The sequence below is a fragment of the Paraburkholderia graminis C4D1M genome, assembly GCF_000172415.1.
GTDB classification, from domain to species: domain Bacteria; phylum Pseudomonadota; class Gammaproteobacteria; order Burkholderiales; family Burkholderiaceae; genus Paraburkholderia; species Paraburkholderia graminis.
In genome coordinates, this window is sequence record NZ_ABLD01000002.1 from 511,326 (window position 1) to 529,614 (window position 18,289).

Sequence of the window (18,289 nt, forward strand, 5' to 3'; positions counted from 1 at the left end):
GCGCCCTCAGGTCGCCGGTGTGCTCGGCAGATCGGGCGTCTGCGGCGCCTGTACGCCGTAGCAGCCGCGATAGGTCGCGTAGAACGAGCAATACAGCATGGTCGTGACGATCATCGTGGCCGGCATGAGCACGGCGAACGCGAAGTCGCCGGCGCCGAGCGCCTGCATCAGCACTGACAAGCCGAGCGATACGGTTGTCGCCACCGCGAACCACAGCGCGCCGAACACGACAAACGCGCCGCGGTTGCGCCAGCAACTAACGAGGCTGAAGAACATCGCCTTGATGGGCGGCACGTCATGCCAGGCAGCAAGAATCGGCGAGAACCAGAAAAGCATGGCCACCGGAATGTAGAACGCGAAGGCCGTGACCACGGCCAGCGGCATATTGCTGTTGGCCATCGCCTCGGGGTCCATTGCGCCGGCCGCGCCGAGCATCACCTTGAGCAGCATGCCGCCGTCGGCGAGCGCCGAGCCCGCCAGCACCAGCGCCATCGCGATCACATAGAACACGCCGAGCACGATCAGCCGGCGTGCGACTACCGAGCCGTAGGAACGGAAACCGTCAGCGAGAATCGTCGGGAACACCGGCTTGCCGGCGATCGTGTTGCGGCACGCGGCCATGAAGCCGACCGCGACGCCGGGAATGAACGCGAGCGGCAAAACGCTGCCGATCAGCGGAATTTGCGCGACGAGCGTCATCACCAGCAGATAGGTGAAGAAGAGCGTCAGGAACGCGAGCGGATTCTTGCGGAACAGCCAGATGCCTTGCCGGAACCACACATAGCCGGTTTTCGCGGGGACTTCGATCAGTTGCATGAGGTATGGATGCCAGGAAGTGCGACGCCGGACAGGCGCTCGCGCAGAATGCGCTCGAAATGGCCGGGGTCGTGCGGCTTGAGCAACTCGGCCGCGCGCGGCAAATAAAAATCATACAGGCGCGACACCCAGAAACGGTACGCGCCTGCCCGCAGCATGTCGCCCCAATGATGGTTTTCTTCGACGGTGAAAGGACGCACGGTCTGATACGCGCGCAGCATCGCCTCGGTACGCGCGTGATCGAGCTTGCCGGTGGCGAGGTCCACGCACCAGTCGTTGACGGTCACCGCCACGTCGAACAGCCACTTGTCGCAGCCGGCGAAGTAAAAATCGAAGAAGCCGCCGAGCCGCACTTCGTGGCCGGTGTCGGGCGCGGCGTGCGCGAACATCGCGTTGTCGCGGAACAGATCGGCGTGGCACGGGCCTTCGGGCAACGCGGCGTAATCGGCGGATGCGAAGAACGCTTCCTGATACGCGAGTTCCGACGACAGCAGTTCACGCTGCTCGCCTTCGAGAAACGGCACGATGGTCGGCACGGTTTCCTTCCACCACGGCAGGCTGCGCAGATTCGGCTGATAGCCGCTGTAATCGCGCCCGGCGAGATGCATGCGCGCCAGCATCTGGCCGACTTCGATGCAGTGTTCGACGCCCGGCGCGAGCTCGGGCGCACCTTCGAGCTTCGTCACGATCGCCGCGGGCTTGCCGTGCAACATGCCGAACAGCGAGCCGTCCTCGCGCGGCATCGGGTCCGGCACGGGTACGCGGTGCGCCGCCAGATGGCGCATCAGGTTCAGATAGAACGGCAACTGCCCGGCCGTGAGCTTTTCAAAAATGGTGAGGACGTATTCGCCGCGCGTCGTCGTCAGAAAAAAATTGCTGTTTTCGATGCCGGATGTGATGCCGCGAAATTCGACGACGTCGCCGAGATCGTAATGGCGCATCCATTCTGCAAGTTGGGATTCGGTGACAGCGGTGAAGACAGCCATGCGGGGAACGTCGGATCAGGTTGGTCGGGCTGGCGCGGTGCGGCCAGCAACATACGTGCGGTGGTCAAGGCAGTGGCGAACGCGCGAACAGCGGGTCCGCAAACGGCAGCGGGATTCACGGCAACAGCGGCATCGAAACGGTTACAGCGGCTAAAGCAGCGGAAGCCGCACAAGCGGTCAGGCGGCCAACTTCGCGGCGCCATAACCGCGCGCGCGTTGGCCAAGGCGGGGCGAGGCCACTGCCCCGCGATTCATCAGTACCTCAGATTCACCGACGGCAAGCGCGTGCTCGCGCGACCGTTGTCGCGCACGGATGGCGACGTGTCGAGCGGCGCGCTCATCTGATAGCGCGTGCCGAGGTTCGAATGCACATTGATTTCGACCGGCTTGCCCTTGTCGCGGTATTCGGTGATTTCGGTGCCGTTCGCGCTGCGCTCGTAAAAGCTCGGCGTGCGCGGGACGTTGATCTCGACCTTCGAGCTGACCTCGGCGGCCGGCCGGTTGATCTTGTCAAGGTCGGGCAGACCGGCGCGTTCGTTGGCGGACTGCGGCGCGCCCGGAGGCGGCGTGGCGTCGACAGGCTGAGCAGCCATCGCGGCGTTGCCAAAGGCAAGGGCCAGTGCAACGGCGACGGGAAGGAGCGGCTTCATGGTGATTCTCCGGAAGGGTGCCCCGATTCTAGCAAATCCAGACCTCTGCCACGGGCGCGATCCCTTATTTTGCGCCGCTTTCGCGCGACGCGTCCGCGATTGCGCGAACGCCGCGACGGCGTGTGTCGACGAGCGGCGCGGTCATTTGGCGATCACGGGTTCCGTGGTAATGTCGTCTCATCAATCGAGGCGAACGAAGATGAACAACGATACCAATCAACGCGCGGTGCAAACTCCCGCGAACAGCTTCCCGACCGAATCCTTCGACGACGCTGCCGAAGCTGTCACCCGCCTGTCGGCGATCTACGAAGCGAACACCTCCTTTTTGCGCGACGCCTTCGCGCGCTATCGCCGCAACGAACTGTTCGAGCGGCGGGTGCGCGCATGCTATCCGTTCGTGCGCGTCTGCACCGAAGTGAACACGCATATCGATTCGCGCCGCTCGTATGGGTTCGTCGCGGGGCCTGGCGTGTTCGAGACCACGGTGACGCGGCCGGATCTGTTCGGCAACTACTATCGCGAGCAATTGCGGCTGCTGGCGAAGAACCATCATGTGAAGATCGAAGTCGGCGTATCCGATCAGCCGATTCCGATTCACTTCGCGTTCGCCGAAGGCATTCACCTCGAGGGCGATCTCGATCGCGAGCGTCTGTTCCTGATGCGCGACGTGTTCGACACGCCGGACCTCGCGCTGCTCGACGACCGCATCGTCAACGGTACGTATGAGCCGTTGGCTGGCGATCCGCATCCGCTCGCGCTCTTCACGGCGGCGCGCGTCGATTTCTCGCTGCATCGGCTGAAGCATTACACGGCGACTTCGCCGACGCATTGCCAGAACTACGTGCTGTACACGAACTATCAGTTTTATATCGACGAGTTCGTCAAGCTGGGCCGCACGATGATGGCCCATACCGACGACGAGGAACTGCGCGCCTATCGCAGCGAATACACGTCGTTCGTCGAACCGGGCGATGTCGTCATGTACAACGAGAATCTCGGCGAGCAGGCGCAGGAAGGCACGGCGCCGCCGCGTCTGCCGCAGATGCCCGCGTATCACCTGAAGCGCGCGGACGGCAGCGGCATCACGATGATCAACATCGGCGTGGGGCCGTCGAACGCGAAGACCATCACCGATCACATTGCCGTGTTGCGTCCGCACGCGTGGATCATGCTTGGTCACTGCGCGGGTCTGCGCAATACGCAGCGTCTGGGCGACTATGTGCTTGCGCACGGTTATGTGCGCGAAGACCATGTACTCGACGCCGATTTGCCGCTGTGGGTGCCGATTCCGGCGCTCGCCGAAGTGCAGGTCGCGCTCGAGCGCGCGGTCGCGCAGGTCACGCAACTCGACGGTGTGGAACTCAAGCGCGTGATGCGCACGGGCACGGTCGCGAGTGTGGACAACCGTAATTGGGAGTTGCGCGATCATCGTGAGCCGGTGCAACGGCTGTCGCAAAGCCGCGCGATCGCATTGGATATGGAGAGCGCGACGATCGCCGCGAACGGGTTCCGTTTCCGTGTGCCTTACGGGACCTTGCTATGCGTGTCCGATAAACCGCTGCACGGTGAACTCAAACTGCCCGGCATGGCGGACCAGTTTTATCGCGCGCAGGTCGATCAGCATCTGCAAATCGGCGTGAAGGCGATGGAGCTTTTGCGCGAGAACGGGCTGCATCGTTTGCATAGCCGCAAGCTGCGCAGTTTCGCGGAAGTGGCGTTTCAGTAACGCGGCGTTTTCGGGAGCGCGCAGTGGTTTTCGCTGCGCGCTTCTGCGTTTGCAACCGCGACCGCAACCCGCCTTACTGCCCGAAGCCCGTAAGCCCGATCAAGCTCCCGGCGGCCAGCAGCCACAGCGGATGAATGCGCGTCTTCAACGCGACCGCCGCGGTCAACGCGGTAATTGCCCATGCGATCGCCGTCGAATCCGACGCTTGCGCAATCAGCGCCGCGCTCGCCGCGACGATGCCGGCCGTCACCGGCACGAGTCCGACTTGCGCGTAACGCCGCCACGGGCGGTCCTTGAAACGGTCCCACGCGTGCAGCGCGAATATCGTCACGATCGACGACGGCCCGAACTTCGCAATCGACGTGACCAGCATGCCCGGCCAACCGGCCACGTGCCATCCGATCAATGTGACGATCATCAGGTTCGGCCCCGGCGCGGCTTGCGCGAGCGCGAACAGCGCGCTGAATTCGCTGGCCGGCATCCAGTGATGCACCTCGACCACCTGACGCTGCATCTCCGGAAGAATGGTGTTCCCGCCGCCGAATGCGAGCAGCGAAAGCTGGCTGAAAATGATCGCGAGGGAAATCAGCGTGTCGTTCATTGCGCGTTCCTCGATGCGACGTAGATGCTGAGCGGCGTCAGCACCAGCATGGTGGGCAAGAGCGGCAGCCGCATGATCGCAATCGCGATGAAGCCGAGCGCGGCGATCAGCGCGGCCATCGGTTTATTGCGCAACGGCAGCACGATTTTTATCGCCATCGAAATCAGGAGGCCCGCCGCGGCAGCCGCAAGCCCCGCGAACAGATGGCGCACATGCGGGTCGTCTTGCGTGCGTTCGTACAGCACGCCCAGACCGATCACGACCAGCGACGGCCCCGCGATCAACCCAAGCAATCCGGCAAGCGCGCCCGCAATTCCGCGAAAGCGCATGCCAACGGCGACCGAAAGATTGATCACATTGCCGCCGGGCAGGAACTGGCAGAGGCCGAGCAGATCGGTGAAGTCTTCGGCGCTCAGCCAGCGGCGCTGCTCGACGAGCGCGCGGCGCGCGAGCGGCAACGCGCCGCCGAACGAGATCAGGCCGAGGCCGAGAAAGCCGCTAAAAATTTCCCGCACGGTGGGCTTCGGGCCCGTGGCGGAATCGAGTGAGGTGAGGTTGTGGTCCATGGCGCTTCGCTTCCAGTTCAAGCTCAGAAGGTTAGCGCCGAACCGCCGCGCCACAAAACGATTTTTGCGCCGCGCCTTGTGATCTACAATCACAAGCATGGCTCGTAATCTCCCTCCCTTCCCCGCGCTGCGCGCCTTTGAAGCCGCGGCGCGTCACGAAAGCTTCAGCGCCGCCGCGAACGAGCTGCATGTGACTCACGGTGCAATCAGCCGGCAGGTCGCCGCGTTCGAGTCCTGGCTCGGCGTGCAGGTGTTCCAGCGTCACGGCAAGCGTGTGCGGCTGACGGCCGACGGCCGCCGCTATCTGTCGACGGTGCAAGCCGCGTTCGACAGCATCGCGCACGCCACCGACCAGTTGCGTGACACCGGTGTCGTGCACGTGCTGCGCGTGAATGCGCTGCCCACGTTCGCGATGAAGTGGCTGCTGCCGCGTCTGCACCAGTTCCAGCGCAAGGTGCCGAACGCCGAACTGCGGCTCGCAACGTCGAATGCGCCCGTCGAGACATTGGACAGTTTCGACGTCGCGGTGCGGCGCGGTCCCGCGCATTGGGCGAACTGCGTGAGCGGCCATTTTCTCGGCGAGAGCGAGCTGCCCGTATGCAGTCCCGCGTTGCTGCAGCGCTCGCCGATCCGAATCGCGGACGATCTCGCGCGGCATGTGCTGCTGCATTCGGACACGCGGCCCGATGCGTGGAGCAACTGGTTATCGGCGGCGGGGGTGACGGCGAAGTGTCGCAAAAAGCAATCGTTCGATCACTTCTATCTGGCGTTGCAGGCCGCGGTGGATGGACTCGGCGTGGCGCTCGGCCCATTGCCGCTGCTCGCCGACGAACTCGCGTCGGGCCGGCTCGTCGTGCCGCTCGCCGGACCGCGGATCGACGCGCGCGGCTATTGGTGGGTCGCACGCAGGGAAGTTGCAAATGCGCCGCTCGTCGCGCAATTCTGCGAATGGTTGCAGGCGCAAGGCGATCAGACGGACGAGATGCAAATGCAGGTGCAGGCGCAGACGTAGGCCGTTAAACATTAAACATGAAGCACAAACGCAAAACGGGCAGCACAAAGGCTGCCCGTTTTGTTTAAAGCTCGCGCGTGCGTACGTTACAGATAGAACATCCGGTCTTCTTCCGACTTGGTCGGCTGCGGCTCGGCGCCTTCGCGATCTTCGTAGAACTTCAACACCGCTTCGAGCACCTGGTCCGGATCGTCGATCACCTGCATCAGGTCGATGTCGGTCGGATTGATGAGACCCATTGGCGTGAGCGAATTCTTGAACCACGCAAGCAGACCTTCCCAGAACTCAGCGCCGACCAGAATGATCGGCACGTGGCGCGACTTCTTGGTTTGAATGAGCGTGAGCACTTCGGCGAGTTCGTCCAACGTGCCGAAACCGCCGGGCATGACGATCACTGCGTCGGAGTTCTTGACGAACGTGACCTTGCGCGTGAAGAAGTGACGAAAGCGCAGCGAGATGTCTTGCCACTGATTGCCCGATTGCTCGTGCGGCAACTCGATGTTGAGGCCAACCGACGGCGCCTTGCCTGCATGCGCGCCTTTATTCGCGGCTTCCATGATGCCGGGGCCGCCGCCGGAGATCACGGCGAAGCCTGCATCCGACAGCTTGCGCGCGATTTGCGTGGCGAGTTTGTAATACGGCGAGTTCGGTTTCAGGCGCGCTGAACCATAGATGCTGACAGCCGGGCGAATCTCCGAGAGGTACTCGGTCGCCTCAATAAACTCTGCCATAATCGTGAACATCTGCCACGATGCGCGGGCCTTTTTTGCCGTTGCGCGCTCTTGATCTGCGAGTGATCGCAGACTCGGAATCACTTTTCTCTTAGTCATAATGCCTGAAGAACGAAGCCTTGAAGGTAAGACCCTGCTATTGGTCGACGGTTCGAGTTATCTGTACCGGGCCTACCATGCGATGCCTGATCTGCGCGGGCCCGACGGTGGTCCCACGGGTGCGCTCTACGGGATGATCAACATGCTGCGGCGCATGCGCAAGGAAGTCACAGCAGAGTATAGCGCGTGCGTGTTCGACGCCAAGGGCAAAACGTTTCGCGACGACTGGTATCCCGACTATAAGGCGAATCGTCCCTCCATGCCCGACGATCTGTCGCGGCAAATCGAGCCGATTCACGTGGCCGTGCGCGCGCTCGGCTGGCCGCTTCTGATGATCGACGGCGTGGAAGCCGACGACGTGATCGGCACGCTTTCCACCGAGGCGGAAAAGCGCGGCATGAACGTGATCGTGTCGACTGGTGACAAGGATCTGGCGCAGCTCGTGTCGGATCATGTCACCCTCATCAATACGATGACCAACGAAAAGCTCGACCGTGCCGGCGTGCTCGCCAAATTCGGCGTGCCGCCGGAGCGCATTGTCGACTACCTGTCGTTGATCGGCGATACCGTCGACAACGTGCCGGGCGTCGAGAAATGCGGGCCGAAAACCGCGCTCAAATGGCTGACGCAATATGAGTCGCTGGATGGCATCGTCGCACATGCGGACGAGATCAAAGGTGCGGTAGGAGACAATCTGCGACGCGCGCTCGACTTTCTGCCGATGGCGCGCAAGCTCGTCACCGTCGAACGCAATTGCGATCTGACCGAACATATCGCGTCGATCGAGGAAAATTTGCAGAGCCGCCCGGAATCGCGGGAGGAATTGCGCGACGTGTTCACGCGCCACGGCTTCAAGACCTGGCTGCGCGAGGTGGAAATTGCCGACGCGGTGGAAGGTCCGGAAACCGACGTGCCGCCGGCGCTCACCGTCGATCACGAACGGCACTACGAAACCGTGCAGACGTGGGAGCAATTCGACGTGTGGCTGCAAAAGATCAACGCGGCCGAGATCACTTCGTTCGATACGGAAACCACGTCGCTCGATCCGATGGTCGCGCAAATCGTGGGCCTGTCGTTCTCGGTTGAAGCCGGTCATGCCGCTTATGTGCCGGTCGCGCATCGCGGCCCGGATGCGCCCGTGCAACTGCCGCGCGACGAAGTGCTCGCGAAGCTCAAGCCGTGGCTCGAAAGCGCGGAGCACAAGAAAGTCGGTCAGCATCTGAAGTACGACGAACAGGTGCTCGCCAATTACGGCATTGAAATGCGCGGCGTCGAACACGACACGCTGCTGCAATCGTACGTGCTGGAATCGCATCGTCCGCACGACATGGACAACCTCGCGCTGCGCCATCTCGGCATCAAGACGATCAAGTACGAAGACGTCGCGGGCAAGGGCGCGCAGCAAATCGGTTTCGACGAAGTCGCGCTCGACAAGGCCGCCGAATACGCAGCCGAAGACGCCGACATCACGTTGCGTCTGCATCAAACGCTGTATCCGCAGCTCGCGGCGGAAGAGACGCTCGAGCATGTGTATCGCGACATCGAAGTGCCCACGTCGCGCGTTTTGCGCAAGATGGAGCGCAGCGGCGTTTTGATCGACGCGGAAAAGTTGCGTCAGCAAAGCAGCGAAATTGCAACGCGGCTTATCCAGTTGGAGAGCGAGGCATATGTGCTGGCCGGCGGCGAATTCAACCTCGGTTCGCCGAAGCAGATTGGCCAGATCTTCTTCGAACGACTCGAGTTGCCGGTCGTGAAGAAAACGCCGAGCGGCGCGCCTTCGACGGACGAAGAAGTGCTGCAAAAGCTCGCCGAAGATTATCCGCTGCCCAAGATTCTGCTCGAACATCGCGGCTTGTCGAAGCTGAAGTCCACGTACACCGACAAGCTGCCGCGCATGGTCAACGCAAACACTGGCCGCGTGCACACGAACTATGCGCAGGCCGTCGCGGTCACGGGGCGTCTTGCGTCGAACGATCCGAACCTGCAGAACATTCCTGTGCGCACCGGCGAAGGCCGCCGCATTCGCGAAGCCTTCATTGCGCCGCCGGGACACAAGCTCGTTTCCGCGGATTACTCGCAAATCGAACTGCGCATCATGGCGCACATTTCCGGCGACGAATCGTTGCTACGCGCCTTCTCGGAAGGTGAAGACATTCACCGCGCGACCGCAGCGGAAATTTTCAGCGTGACGCCGCTCGAAGTGTCGAACGATCAGCGGCGCGTGGCGAAGGTCATCAACTTCGGACTGATCTACGGCATGAGTTCGTTCGGACTCGCGTCGAATCTCGGCATTACGCGCGATGCCGCCAAGCTTTATATCGACCGCTATTTCGCACGTTATCCGGGCGTCGCGCGTTATATGGACGAGACGCGCTTGAGCGCGAAAGCCAAGGGTTATGTCGAGACCGTTTTCGGCCGACGGCTGTGGCTGCCGGAAATCAACGGCGGCAACGGTCCGCGCCGTCAGGCCGCCGAACGCGCGGCTATTAACGCGCCGATGCAAGGCACGGCCGCCGACCTCATCAAGCTCTCGATGATCGCGGTGCAGAAGTGGATCGAAGAATCGAACATCGGCACGCGCATGATCATGCAGGTGCACGACGAACTGATCCTCGAAGTACCCGACGAAGAACTGTCCGACGTGCGCAAGCGTCTGCCGGAGTTGATGTGCGGCGTCGCCGCGCTGAAAGTGCCGCTGGTCGCGGAAGTCGGCGCGGGGCTCAACTGGGAGGAAGCGCATTGACGCAGGTGTGACGGCGCGCAATAGCGTCGTTTGCATGTCACACATGCAAATTGGCAGCTTGTGACAACCCGTGCGGCTCACGGACAATCGGTAAGAACGCGTGCCCGCGGCGCGCGATTACGACGCACAACCCATCGGCAAATACGGAGAGTTCAATGCATCGTTTTATCGTCGTTGGCGGAGGCGCAGGAGGACTCGAGCTGGCAACTCGCCTGGGCGATCGCTATGGTCACAACAACAAGGCGGGCACGCGTGCGCAGGTCACGCTCGTCGACCGTAACCCGACGCATATCTGGAAGCCGCTGTTGCATGAAGTGGCGGCCGGCAGCATGGACCCGTTCACGCAGGAACTCGAATATGCGGCGCAAGCGCGCTGGCATGGCTTCGAGTTTCAGCAGGGCGAGCTGACGGGACTCGATCGCGCGAACAAGCGCCTCACGCTCGGCACCGTACTCGACGACGACGGCGCCGAACTGCTGCCCGTACGCCAGCTCGAGTACGACACGCTGATCATCGCGATCGGCAGCACGACCGCATTCTTCGGCGTGAAAGGCGCGCCGGAATTCTCCCTTGCACTCGATACCGTCAGCCAGGCCGAGCGCTTTCGCAAGCGCCTGATCGCGGCTTGCATGCGGGCCGAGCATCAGGCGCATGAACCGGTCGAGTCGGGACCGGGCACGTCGCCTTCAACCGAGCCGCGCATTCAGGTGGCGATTGTCGGCGGCGGCGCGACCGGCGTCGAACTGTCGGCGGAATTGCGCAATACGGCGCAGGTGTTGTCCGCGTATGGTCTGCATAAGCTCGATCCGCGGCATGACGTGGGCATCGTATTGATCGAAGCGGGGCCGCGCATTTTGCCGGCCTTGCAGGAACGCGTGTCGACGGCAACGGCCGAATTGCTGACCAAGCTCGGCGTCAGGCTGATGACGAGCGAAACCGTGGCCGAGGTCGCGCCCGGCATCATCCGCACGGCAAGCGGCAAAACCGTGCGCGCCGATCTGACGGTGTGGGCGGCGGGCATCAGGGCGCCGGCTATTCTGAGCCAGCTCGACGGCCTGCCCGTCAACCGTCTTGGTCAACTCAACGTGCGCCGCACGCTGCAAACCGAAATCGACGACAACGTGTTCGCGCTCGGCGATTGCGCGGCGTGTCCGTGGCCGGGCAACGAGAAGAATGTGCCGCCGCGCGCGCAGGCCGCGCATCAGCAGGCGAGCTTTCTGTTGAAGGCGCTGGCGGCGCGGCTCGAGAACCGGCCGCTGCCCGAGTTCACGTATCGCGACTTCGGCTCGCTCGTGTCGCTCGGGCACTTCAGCGCGGTCGGCAATCTGATGGGCGGGGTGATCGGCGGCAATATGCTGATTGAAGGGCTGTTCGCGCGCTTCATGTACATGTCGCTGTACCGGCTGCATATCGCCGCGCTGCACGGCTATGCGCGCATGGTGCTCGACACGTTCGCGCACTGGCTGCGGCGCACCACGTTGCCGCGGGTCAAGCTGCACTGACTGCGCGGCATGTTGGACGTTCGCACGTTCGCGCGTGGTTGCATGTTCGCATGTTCGGATCTGCAACGGGACACGCGTGAGGCGTATCCTGTTGCCTCCACCGTTCAACGAGGAGCGCCCGCATGCTGAACCCCGATGTCGACAGCCTCGCCCCGCACGTTCCCTTCAATCGACGCACCTTCATCAAGGCCGCACTCGGCACCGGCTTCGCGGCTGCGGTGTTGCCGGTGTCGGCGCAAACCATCCATACCGATAGCGAAGGTCTCGAGGCCGGCGAAATTGCCGTGCGCTCGGGCGGCACGCTGGTGCCCGCCTATCGCGCGCAGCCGAAGGGCAAGACGCATCTGCCGGTGATCATCGTGATTCACGAGGCGTTCGGCGTGCATGAGCATATCGCCGACGTTTGCCGGCGCTTCGCCAAACTCGGCTATCTGGCCATTGCGCCGGATCTGTTTGTCCGCGAAGGCGATCCGATGGCGCTGCCGACCATTGCGCAGATCAGTCAGCAGATCCTCAGCAAAGTGCCGGACGACCAGGCGCTGGCCGATCTCGACGCGACCGTTGCATGGGCCGGCGAGCACGGCGGCGATCTGAAGCGCCTCGGTGTGACGGGCTTTTGCTGGGGCGGCCGCATGGCCTGGCTGTATGCCGAGCACGAGCCGCGGCTGAAGGCGGCGGTCGCGTGGTATGGGCGCGTAGCCGGCGATCACACGGCCACCAACCCGGCGAATCCGCTCGACCGCGTGGCCGATCTTCACGCGCCGGTGCTCGGTCTTTACGGCTTGCAGGATCAGAGCATTCCGCAGGAATCGCTCGAGCAGATGAAGCAGGCGATCGCGCAAGGGCCGAACGTCGCGCGCGGTTCGCAGTTCGTTGTCTACGACGATGCGGGCCATGCGTTCTTTGCGGATTATCGGCCGAGCTACAAGAAGGCCGATGCCGAAGACGGCTGGCGCCGCGCGCTCACCTGGTTCAAGCAGCACGGCGTGGCTTGACGGGCGATTCGGAGTGTTTGGAGGCGGGTGCGTTTGCTGAATGAAAAAAGGCCGTTGCCGCTTATAAGCGGCAACGGCCTTTCGTCTTTCAGACTTAATCTTCGCGCGGCCTCAAGGCTTCGGCCCGGTCGCGACGGGCCGCTTCGCGTCCGAACTCCATTCGCTCCAGGAACCCGCGTAGAGCGCGGCGCCATGCAGGCCGGCCACTTCCATTGCAAGCGCATTGACGCACGCTGTCACGCCCGAGCCGCATTGCAGGACGACGTGTTCCGGCGGCGTGTCGCCGAGCAGCACGTGGAACTCGTCGCGGAGCGTGTGAGCCGGCTTGAAGCGGCCGTCGGCGGTGAGGTTGTCCTTGAAGAAGCGATTGAGCGCGCCGGGAATATGGCCGCCTACGCGATCCAGCGTCTCGTTCTCGCCGCGATAGCGGTCGGCCGCGCGCGCGTCGACCACCACGCGTTCCTTCGAGCCGAGATTGCGCTCGATCATGTGCGCGTCGACGGTAACGGACAGCGGCGCGCCGGCCTTGAAGTCGCCGGTGTTTTGCGGCGGCACGTCTTGCGTGAGCGGCTGGCCCGCGGCTTCCCACGCCTGCAATCCGCCGTCGAGCAGCGCGACCGCGTCGTGGCCGAGCCAGCGCAGCAGCCACCACGCGCGCGCGGCGTACATGCCGCCTTGCGCGTCATACGCGACAACTTGCTGGCCTTGCTTCAGGCCGCGCGATTCCAGCGTTTCGACGAGCCGCTCGCGATCCGGCAACGGATGGCGTCCATTGGTGCCGGTTTTCGGCCCCGACAGGTCGCGGTCGAGATGCAGATAATGCGCGCCCGGCAGATGTCCGGCGAGATACGCCTTTTCGCCGGCTTCGGGATCGGCCAGATCGAACCGGCAGTCGATGACGAACACGCTGCCCGGTGCCTCGGCGAGCCGTTCCGCGAGATTGGTCGCGGAGATCAAAGTGGTGTAGTGAGTGTGGGGCATGACGTCTCCTCGATGCGGGCGATGGCGGCTCCCTTGCCGGCGGCCTCATGACGCGACCGGATGGCTGGGCTACATCGTTAGTCTAAACAAAAAAAGACGGGCCGAAGCCCGTCTTTCCATGCGTTCGTGCAAACGCGAATGAGGCGATGCGTGAGCGCCGATTCTAGATCGTGCCCAGTTCGCGCCGCAGGAACTCGTGGAAGTGCTGCATGCCGTCTTCCATCGGGCTCTGGTATGGACCAACCTGCGACTCGCCGCGTTCCATGAGTGCCCGGCGGCCCGCGTCCATGCGTTCGGCGATCTCGTCGTCTTCACGCGCCGTTTCCATATACGCGGCGCGCTCCGCTTCGACGAACTCACGCTCGAACAACGCGATTTCCTCAGGGTAATAGAACTCGACCACGTTGGTGGTTTTCTGCGGACCGCGCGGAATCAGCCATGACACGACCAGCACGTGCGGATACCACTCGATCATGATGCCGGGGTAGTACACCATCCAGATCGCGCCGAACTCGGGCGGATGCCGCCGCGAAAACGCAGGACTTCGTCGTGCCATTTGCGGTACGTCGGACTGCCCGGCTGCTCGAGGCCTTTGTGCACGCCCACCGTTTGCACGCTGTACCACTCGCCGAATTCCCACGCGAGGTCGTCGCAATTGACGAAGCTGCCAAGGCCCGGATGGAACGGCGCAACGTGATAGTCCTCCAGATAGACCTCGATAAAGGTCTTCCAGTTGTAGTTGCACTCGTGCACTTCGACGTGATCGAACATGAAGCCCGAGAAGTCGAAGTGTTGTCTGGTGCCGAGGTTGGACAGATCGCGCGCGACGTCGCGGCCTTGTGCTTCGAACAGCAGCCCTTGCCAGTTCTGCAGCGGCGTGGCGCCGAGATTCAGACAGGGGTTGTCCGCGAAATGCGGAGCGCCGAGAAGCTGGCCGTTGAGGTCGTATGTCCAGCGATGCAGGGGACAGACGATATTCTCCGCGTGGCCGCGGCCGTTGAGCATGATGGCCTGCCGGTGGCGGCACACGTTCGACAGAAGTTCGACTTGCGACTGCTGGTTACGAACGAGCACGCGCCCCTCGCTTTCGCTGGGCAAGGCAAAATAATTCCCCACTTCCGGCACCATGAGTTCGTGCCCGACGTAACGGGGACCTTTCCTGAAAAGGGTTTCGATTTCGCGCGTTAGAAGCGCTTCGTCAAAGTAAGCCGTGACTGGCAGTTGGCTGTGAACAGACCGCAACTGCAATGCATTGCTCAGATTGGACATTCCCACTCCCGATGAAGACGTGAAAGCAGTGAACAACCCAACCATCGAAGATTCGATTTAGGGAGCCCGAGATTATACCTGTTTCCCCCTCCTTGGGACAGTTAAGTCACTGATTTGGGTCAAAAATGTCGGGAAAGTTCGGCCTTTTCGGCACAGACCGATCGATTTTTTTCTGCGAGACTGACAGGGCGGCCACCGGAGAACACGCAGCCCGAAGGTGGGCTGGGAGATCGGATTTATCGCTTTTGCCGTAGAATGTCCGACTTGTTTTAATTTTTGCGACTATTCATGGCGAAGACCGCGTCGAACGATACCGCTGCCGCGCCAGCCGAGGGCGTCGACAACACGCCGCTGCCCGAGAATTACGAGGCGGCGCAGGCGGAGCTGGAGGGCCTCGTTGCACGCATGGAAAGCGGCAATCTGAGCCTCGAAGAGTCGCTGTCCGCGTATCGGCGCGGCGCGGCTCTGGTGGCGTTTTGCCAGCAGCAGCTCGAGAAGGTCGAGCAGCAGGTACGGGTGCTCGACGGTGAGACGCTCAAGCCACTGCCCGTGAATACAGCAGGAACAGCCGCTACTGAAAGCGGGGACGACCTATGACATTCGAACAATGGACTCGCTCGGTGCTCGAGCGCGTCGAAGCGGCACTCGAACACTACTTGCCGGCTGAAACAACGGAGCCTGCAAAGCTTCACGAAGCGATGCGCTACGCGGTGCTCGGCGGCGGCAAGCGGGTCCGCCCGTTGCTGTGCCATGCAGCGGGCGAACTCACCGGCGCGCGCGCCGAGTGTCTCGATGCGGCGGCAGCGGCGCTCGAAATGATCCACGTGTATTCGCTCGTGCACGATGACATGCCCTGCATGGACGACGACGCACTGCGTCGCGGCAAGCCCACGGTACACGTCAAATATGACGAAGCCACGGCACTGCTGGTTGGGGACGCGCTGCAATCGCAGGCGTTCGTTTCGTTGACGTCCGATGTGCTGGCGCCGGCGCAACAGGCGGCGCTCGTGCGCGAACTGGCTCTCGCGAGCGGTTCGATCGGCATGTGCGGCGGTCAAGCCATCGACCTCGCGAGCGTCGGTCATACGCTGACGCGCGCGCAGCTCGAAACCATGCACCGCATGAAGACCGGCGCGTTGCTGCGCGCCGCGGTGCGCATGGGCGCGCTGGCCGGCGAGGCACCCGACGCAAACGCGATGCGTTCGCTCGACGCTTATTCGGCCGCGGTCGGTCTCGCGTTTCAGGTCGTCGACGATATTCTCGACGTCACGACCGATTCCGCGACGCTCGGCAAGACAGCAGGCAAGGACGCGAAGGACGGCAAGCCGACCTACGTGTCGATTATTGGGCTCGACGCATCGCGTTCGCTCGCCGCGCAGTTGCGCAGCGACGCGCACGCCGCGCTGGCGCCGTTCGGCGCACGCGCGCAGCGTCTTGCCGAATTGGCCGACCTGGTGGTGAACCGGGTTAGCTGAACGCGAAAGCCCGCCGCCGCGCACCGTCCCACAAGGTGCGTGTATGAAGTGCGGGCGCGTAAGTTTTCCTACAATGGAACGACGATGTACGACTTGCTGAAAACCATCGACGACCCGGCCGCCCTGCGCCGCCTCGATCGCCGCCAATTGCAACCGCTTGCCGACGAGTTGCGCGCTTTTGTGCTCGACAGCGTGTCGCAGACGGGCGGCCATCTCTCGTCCAACCTCGGCACGGTCGAGTTGACCATTGCTCTGCACTATGTGTTCGACACACCGCACGACCGCATCGTGTGGGACGTCGGCCATCAGACGTATCCGCACAAGATCCTGACGGGCCGCCGCGAACGGATGCACACGCTGCGCCAGTTGGGCGGCATCTCCGGCTTCCCGAAGCGCGACGAGTCCGAGTACGACACGTTCGGCACCGCGCATTCGAGCACGTCGATTTCCGCGGCGCTCGGCATGGCCATCGCGAGCAAGCTGCAGGGCGACAACCGCATGGGCATCGCCGTGATCGGCGACGGCGCCATGACGGCGGGCATGGCCTTCGAAGCCATGAACAACGCGGGCGTGGAAGACGACGTGCCGCTGCTCGTGATCCTGAACGACAACGACATGTCGATTTCGCCGCCGGTCGGCGCGCTCAATCGCCATCTCGCGCGGCTTATGTCCGGACGTTTCTACGCTGCCGCGCGCGCGGGCGTCGAGCGCGTACTGCGCGTCGCTCCGCCCATGCTCGATCTGGCGCGCAAGCTCGAAGAGCACGCGAAGGGCATGATCGTGCCGGCTACGCTGTTCGAGGAATTCGGCTTTAACTACATCGGCCCGATCGACGGCCATGATCTCGATTCGCTGATCCCCACGCTGCAAAACATCAAGGAACTGCGCGGTCCGCAATTCCTGCACGTGGTGACGAAGAAGGGCCAGGGCTACAAGCTGGCCGAGGCCGATCCGGTCCTGTACCACGGCCCCGGCAAGTTCAATCCGGCCGAGGGCATCAAGCCGGCCTCCGCGCCGTCGAAGAAAACCTACACGCAGGTGTTCGGCGAATGGCTGTGCGATGCCGCTGAACTGGACGCGCGCGTCGTCGGCATCACACCGGCCATGCGCGAAGGCTCGGGCATGGTGGAGTTCGAGAAGCGCTTCCCGGATCGCTATTTCGACGTCGGCATCGCCGAGCAGCATGCGGTCACGTTCGCCGGTGGCCTCGCCGCCGACGGCATGAAGCCGGTCGTCGCGATCTACTCGACGTTCCTGCAGCGCGCTTACGACCAGTTGATCCACGACGTCGCGCTGCAGAATCTGCCGGTGGTGTTCGCCATCGACCGTGCGGGTCTGGTCGGCGCGGACGGTGCGACGCACGCGGGCGCCTACGACCTCGCGTTCATGCGCTGCATTCCGAACATGATGGTGATGGTTCCGTCGGACGAAAACGAAAGCCGCCAGATGCTGTACACGGCGCTGCAGCAGTCGTGCCCGACGGCGGTTCGCTATCCGCGCGGCGCCGGCACCGGCGTGGCGACGGTCAAGCAGATGGCCGCGCTGCCGGTCGGCAAGGGCGAAGTGCGTCGCGAAACCTCGCAACCGGCGGGCAAGCGCATTGCGATCCTCGCGTTCGGCACGATGGTCGCGCCGTCGCTCGCGGCTGCCGAACAACTCGACGCCACGGTGGCGAACATGCGTTTCGTGAAGCCGCTCGACGCAGACCTCGTGCGTCAACTGGCGGAAACGCACGACGCCATCGTCACTGTCGAAGAGGGCTGTGTAATGGGCGGCGCGGGCTCGGCGTGCGTCGAAGCCCTGCTCGAGAGTGGGGTTATGCGTCCGGTACTACAATTGGGCCTTCCCGACCGCTTCATCGATCATGGCGATCCGGCCAAGCTGCTCGCCGCATGCGGACTGGACGCCGCGGGCATCGCGAAGTCGATTCGCGAACGCTTCCTGTCGAGCGGTGCGGTCGGCGCGCAATCGTCGGTTAAGCGGGTTGCTTGAGCGGGGGCTTAGGCTGGTCGATCGCATCTGTTGACCAGTCAGGCTAGCCGCTCGCTCAACGCGCCGGCCGCCACGATGCGCCATCTCTAACTTGAGTCGATGGGCGTGTGCCCATCATCGAACGCCGGCAGGGGCCGGCGTTTGC

At 63.2% G+C, this 18,289-nt stretch carries 15 protein-coding genes and 1 pseudogene; 8 read left to right on the forward strand and 8 right to left on the reverse strand.

The annotated features are described in order from the left end of the window. Nucleotides 1-6 precede the first annotated feature (6 nt). The 3 genes from BGRAMDRAFT_RS05285 to BGRAMDRAFT_RS05295 form a co-directional block, all read right to left on the reverse strand. The gene (locus tag BGRAMDRAFT_RS05285) at nucleotides 7-816 is read right to left on the reverse strand and encodes a BPSS1780 family membrane protein (RefSeq protein ID WP_006047638.1); all 810 of its coding nucleotides are present in this window, start codon (nucleotides 814-816) and stop codon (nucleotides 7-9) included. Further along, complete coding sequence (locus BGRAMDRAFT_RS05290) at nucleotides 807-1,802, reverse strand: homoserine kinase (RefSeq protein ID WP_006047639.1); 996 nt, start codon at nucleotides 1,800-1,802, stop codon at nucleotides 807-809. The genes BGRAMDRAFT_RS05285 and BGRAMDRAFT_RS05290 overlap by 10 nt, the downstream gene beginning before the upstream one ends. Before the next feature lie 254 nt (nucleotides 1,803-2,056). Continuing rightward, a complete protein-coding gene (locus BGRAMDRAFT_RS05295) occupies nucleotides 2,057-2,452 on the reverse strand; it encodes a hypothetical protein (RefSeq protein WP_006047640.1) in 396 nt (131 codons plus the stop codon). A 199-nt stretch (nucleotides 2,453-2,651) separates the two neighbouring features. On the opposite strand from BGRAMDRAFT_RS05295, the gene BGRAMDRAFT_RS05300 reads away from it, so the two are divergent. Beyond that, nucleotides 2,652-4,178 carry an AMP nucleosidase gene (locus tag BGRAMDRAFT_RS05300; protein ID WP_006047641.1) on the forward strand — a complete coding sequence of 509 codons (1,527 nt, stop codon included), beginning with the start codon at nucleotides 2,652-2,654 and terminating at the stop codon, nucleotides 4,176-4,178. 73 nt (nucleotides 4,179-4,251) lie between these two features. Here BGRAMDRAFT_RS05300 and BGRAMDRAFT_RS05305 read toward each other — a convergent pair whose 3' ends face one another. Together BGRAMDRAFT_RS05305 and BGRAMDRAFT_RS05310 are read right to left on the reverse strand one after the other, a co-directional pair. Then, a complete protein-coding gene (locus BGRAMDRAFT_RS05305; RefSeq protein ID WP_006047642.1) occupies nucleotides 4,252-4,779 on the reverse strand; it encodes a chromate transporter in 528 nt (175 codons plus the stop codon). Beyond that, nucleotides 4,776-5,345 carry a chromate transporter gene (locus BGRAMDRAFT_RS05310; RefSeq protein WP_006047643.1) on the reverse strand — a complete coding sequence of 190 codons (570 nt, stop codon included), beginning with the start codon at nucleotides 5,343-5,345 and terminating at the stop codon, nucleotides 4,776-4,778. Before BGRAMDRAFT_RS05310 ends, BGRAMDRAFT_RS05305 begins: the two co-directional genes overlap by 4 nt. A 97-nt stretch (nucleotides 5,346-5,442) precedes the next feature. On the opposite strand from BGRAMDRAFT_RS05310, the gene BGRAMDRAFT_RS05315 reads away from it, so the two are divergent. Next, complete coding sequence (locus BGRAMDRAFT_RS05315; RefSeq protein ID WP_006047644.1) at nucleotides 5,443-6,357, forward strand: transcriptional regulator GcvA; 915 nt, start codon at nucleotides 5,443-5,445, stop codon at nucleotides 6,355-6,357. A gap of 86 nt (nucleotides 6,358-6,443) precedes the next feature. Here BGRAMDRAFT_RS05315 and BGRAMDRAFT_RS05320 read toward each other — a convergent pair whose 3' ends face one another. After that, nucleotides 6,444-7,187 (reverse strand): LOG family protein, encoded by a 744-nt coding sequence (locus BGRAMDRAFT_RS05320; RefSeq protein WP_013342013.1) that lies wholly within the window; start codon nucleotides 7,185-7,187, stop codon nucleotides 6,444-6,446. A gap of 1 nt (nucleotide 7,188) precedes the next feature. Between BGRAMDRAFT_RS05320 and polA the strand changes: the two genes are divergently transcribed. From polA to BGRAMDRAFT_RS05335, 3 genes are all read left to right on the forward strand, one after another. Continuing rightward, nucleotides 7,189-9,930 (forward strand): DNA polymerase I, encoded by a 2,742-nt coding sequence (polA, locus tag BGRAMDRAFT_RS05325; RefSeq protein ID WP_006047646.1) that lies wholly within the window; start codon nucleotides 7,189-7,191, stop codon nucleotides 9,928-9,930. A gap of 155 nt (nucleotides 9,931-10,085) precedes the next feature. After that, nucleotides 10,086-11,432 (forward strand): NAD(P)/FAD-dependent oxidoreductase, encoded by a 1,347-nt coding sequence (locus BGRAMDRAFT_RS05330; RefSeq protein ID WP_006047647.1) that lies wholly within the window; start codon nucleotides 10,086-10,088, stop codon nucleotides 11,430-11,432. A 122-nt stretch (nucleotides 11,433-11,554) separates the two neighbouring features. Beyond that, a complete protein-coding gene (locus BGRAMDRAFT_RS05335) occupies nucleotides 11,555-12,427 on the forward strand; it encodes a dienelactone hydrolase family protein (protein ID WP_006047648.1) in 873 nt (290 codons plus the stop codon). A gap of 111 nt (nucleotides 12,428-12,538) precedes the next feature. Here the strand turns inward: BGRAMDRAFT_RS05335 and BGRAMDRAFT_RS05340 are convergent, their stop codons facing one another. Further along, entirely contained in the window at nucleotides 12,539-13,408 is an 870-nt protein-coding gene (locus tag BGRAMDRAFT_RS05340) for a sulfurtransferase (protein ID WP_006047649.1), read from the reverse strand. Nucleotides 13,409-13,571: 163 nt separating this feature from the next. Continuing rightward, nucleotides 13,572-14,677: pseudogene (locus BGRAMDRAFT_RS05345) on the reverse strand (aromatic ring-hydroxylating oxygenase subunit alpha). A gap of 288 nt (nucleotides 14,678-14,965) precedes the next feature. On the opposite strand from BGRAMDRAFT_RS05345, the gene BGRAMDRAFT_RS05350 reads away from it, so the two are divergent. The 3 genes from BGRAMDRAFT_RS05350 (at nucleotide 14,966) to dxs (ending at nucleotide 18,144) form a co-directional block, all read left to right on the forward strand. After that, nucleotides 14,966-15,274, forward strand: coding sequence for an exodeoxyribonuclease VII small subunit (locus tag BGRAMDRAFT_RS05350; protein WP_006047652.1), 309 nt, complete (start codon nucleotides 14,966-14,968; stop codon nucleotides 15,272-15,274). Next, on the forward strand, nucleotides 15,271-16,152 hold the full coding sequence (locus BGRAMDRAFT_RS05355) for a polyprenyl synthetase family protein (RefSeq protein WP_006047653.1): 882 nt from the start codon (nucleotides 15,271-15,273) through the stop codon (nucleotides 16,150-16,152). The genes BGRAMDRAFT_RS05350 and BGRAMDRAFT_RS05355 overlap by 4 nt, the downstream gene beginning before the upstream one ends. A gap of 84 nt (nucleotides 16,153-16,236) precedes the next feature. Further along, nucleotides 16,237-18,144: a 1-deoxy-D-xylulose-5-phosphate synthase gene (gene dxs / locus BGRAMDRAFT_RS05360; protein ID WP_006047654.1), complete on the forward strand. Its 1,908-nt coding sequence runs from the start codon at nucleotides 16,237-16,239 to the stop codon at nucleotides 18,142-18,144. Nucleotides 18,145-18,289: the final 145 nt, after the last annotated feature.

Excerpts from the sequence above, each read along its gene's own strand:
- BGRAMDRAFT_RS05285 (WP_006047638.1), bottom strand. The coding sequence starts at position 816 with ATGCAACTGATCGAAGTCCCCGCGAAAACCGGCTATGTGTGGTTCCGG.
- BGRAMDRAFT_RS05290 (WP_006047639.1), bottom strand. The coding sequence starts at position 1,802 with ATGGCTGTCTTCACCGCTGTCACCGAATCCCAACTTGCAGAATGGATG.
- BGRAMDRAFT_RS05295 (WP_006047640.1), bottom strand. The coding sequence starts at position 2,452 with ATGAAGCCGCTCCTTCCCGTCGCCGTTGCACTGGCCCTTGCCTTTGGC.
- BGRAMDRAFT_RS05300 (WP_006047641.1), top strand. The coding sequence starts at position 2,652 with ATGAACAACGATACCAATCAACGCGCGGTGCAAACTCCCGCGAACAGC.
- BGRAMDRAFT_RS05305 (WP_006047642.1), bottom strand. The coding sequence starts at position 4,779 with ATGAACGACACGCTGATTTCCCTCGCGATCATTTTCAGCCAGCTTTCG.
- BGRAMDRAFT_RS05310 (WP_006047643.1), bottom strand. The coding sequence starts at position 5,345 with ATGGACCACAACCTCACCTCACTCGATTCCGCCACGGGCCCGAAGCCC.
- BGRAMDRAFT_RS05315 (WP_006047644.1), top strand. The coding sequence starts at position 5,443 with ATGGCTCGTAATCTCCCTCCCTTCCCCGCGCTGCGCGCCTTTGAAGCC.
- BGRAMDRAFT_RS05320 (WP_013342013.1), bottom strand. The coding sequence starts at position 7,187 with ATGACTAAGAGAAAAGTGATTCCGAGTCTGCGATCACTCGCAGATCAA.
- polA (WP_006047646.1), top strand. The coding sequence starts at position 7,189 with ATGCCTGAAGAACGAAGCCTTGAAGGTAAGACCCTGCTATTGGTCGAC.
- BGRAMDRAFT_RS05330 (WP_006047647.1), top strand. The coding sequence starts at position 10,086 with ATGCATCGTTTTATCGTCGTTGGCGGAGGCGCAGGAGGACTCGAGCTG.
- BGRAMDRAFT_RS05335 (WP_006047648.1), top strand. The coding sequence starts at position 11,555 with ATGCTGAACCCCGATGTCGACAGCCTCGCCCCGCACGTTCCCTTCAAT.
- BGRAMDRAFT_RS05340 (WP_006047649.1), bottom strand. The coding sequence starts at position 13,408 with ATGCCCCACACTCACTACACCACTTTGATCTCCGCGACCAATCTCGCG.
- BGRAMDRAFT_RS05350 (WP_006047652.1), top strand. The coding sequence starts at position 14,966 with ATGGCGAAGACCGCGTCGAACGATACCGCTGCCGCGCCAGCCGAGGGC.
- BGRAMDRAFT_RS05355 (WP_006047653.1), top strand. The coding sequence starts at position 15,271 with ATGACATTCGAACAATGGACTCGCTCGGTGCTCGAGCGCGTCGAAGCG.
- dxs (WP_006047654.1), top strand. The coding sequence starts at position 16,237 with ATGTACGACTTGCTGAAAACCATCGACGACCCGGCCGCCCTGCGCCGC.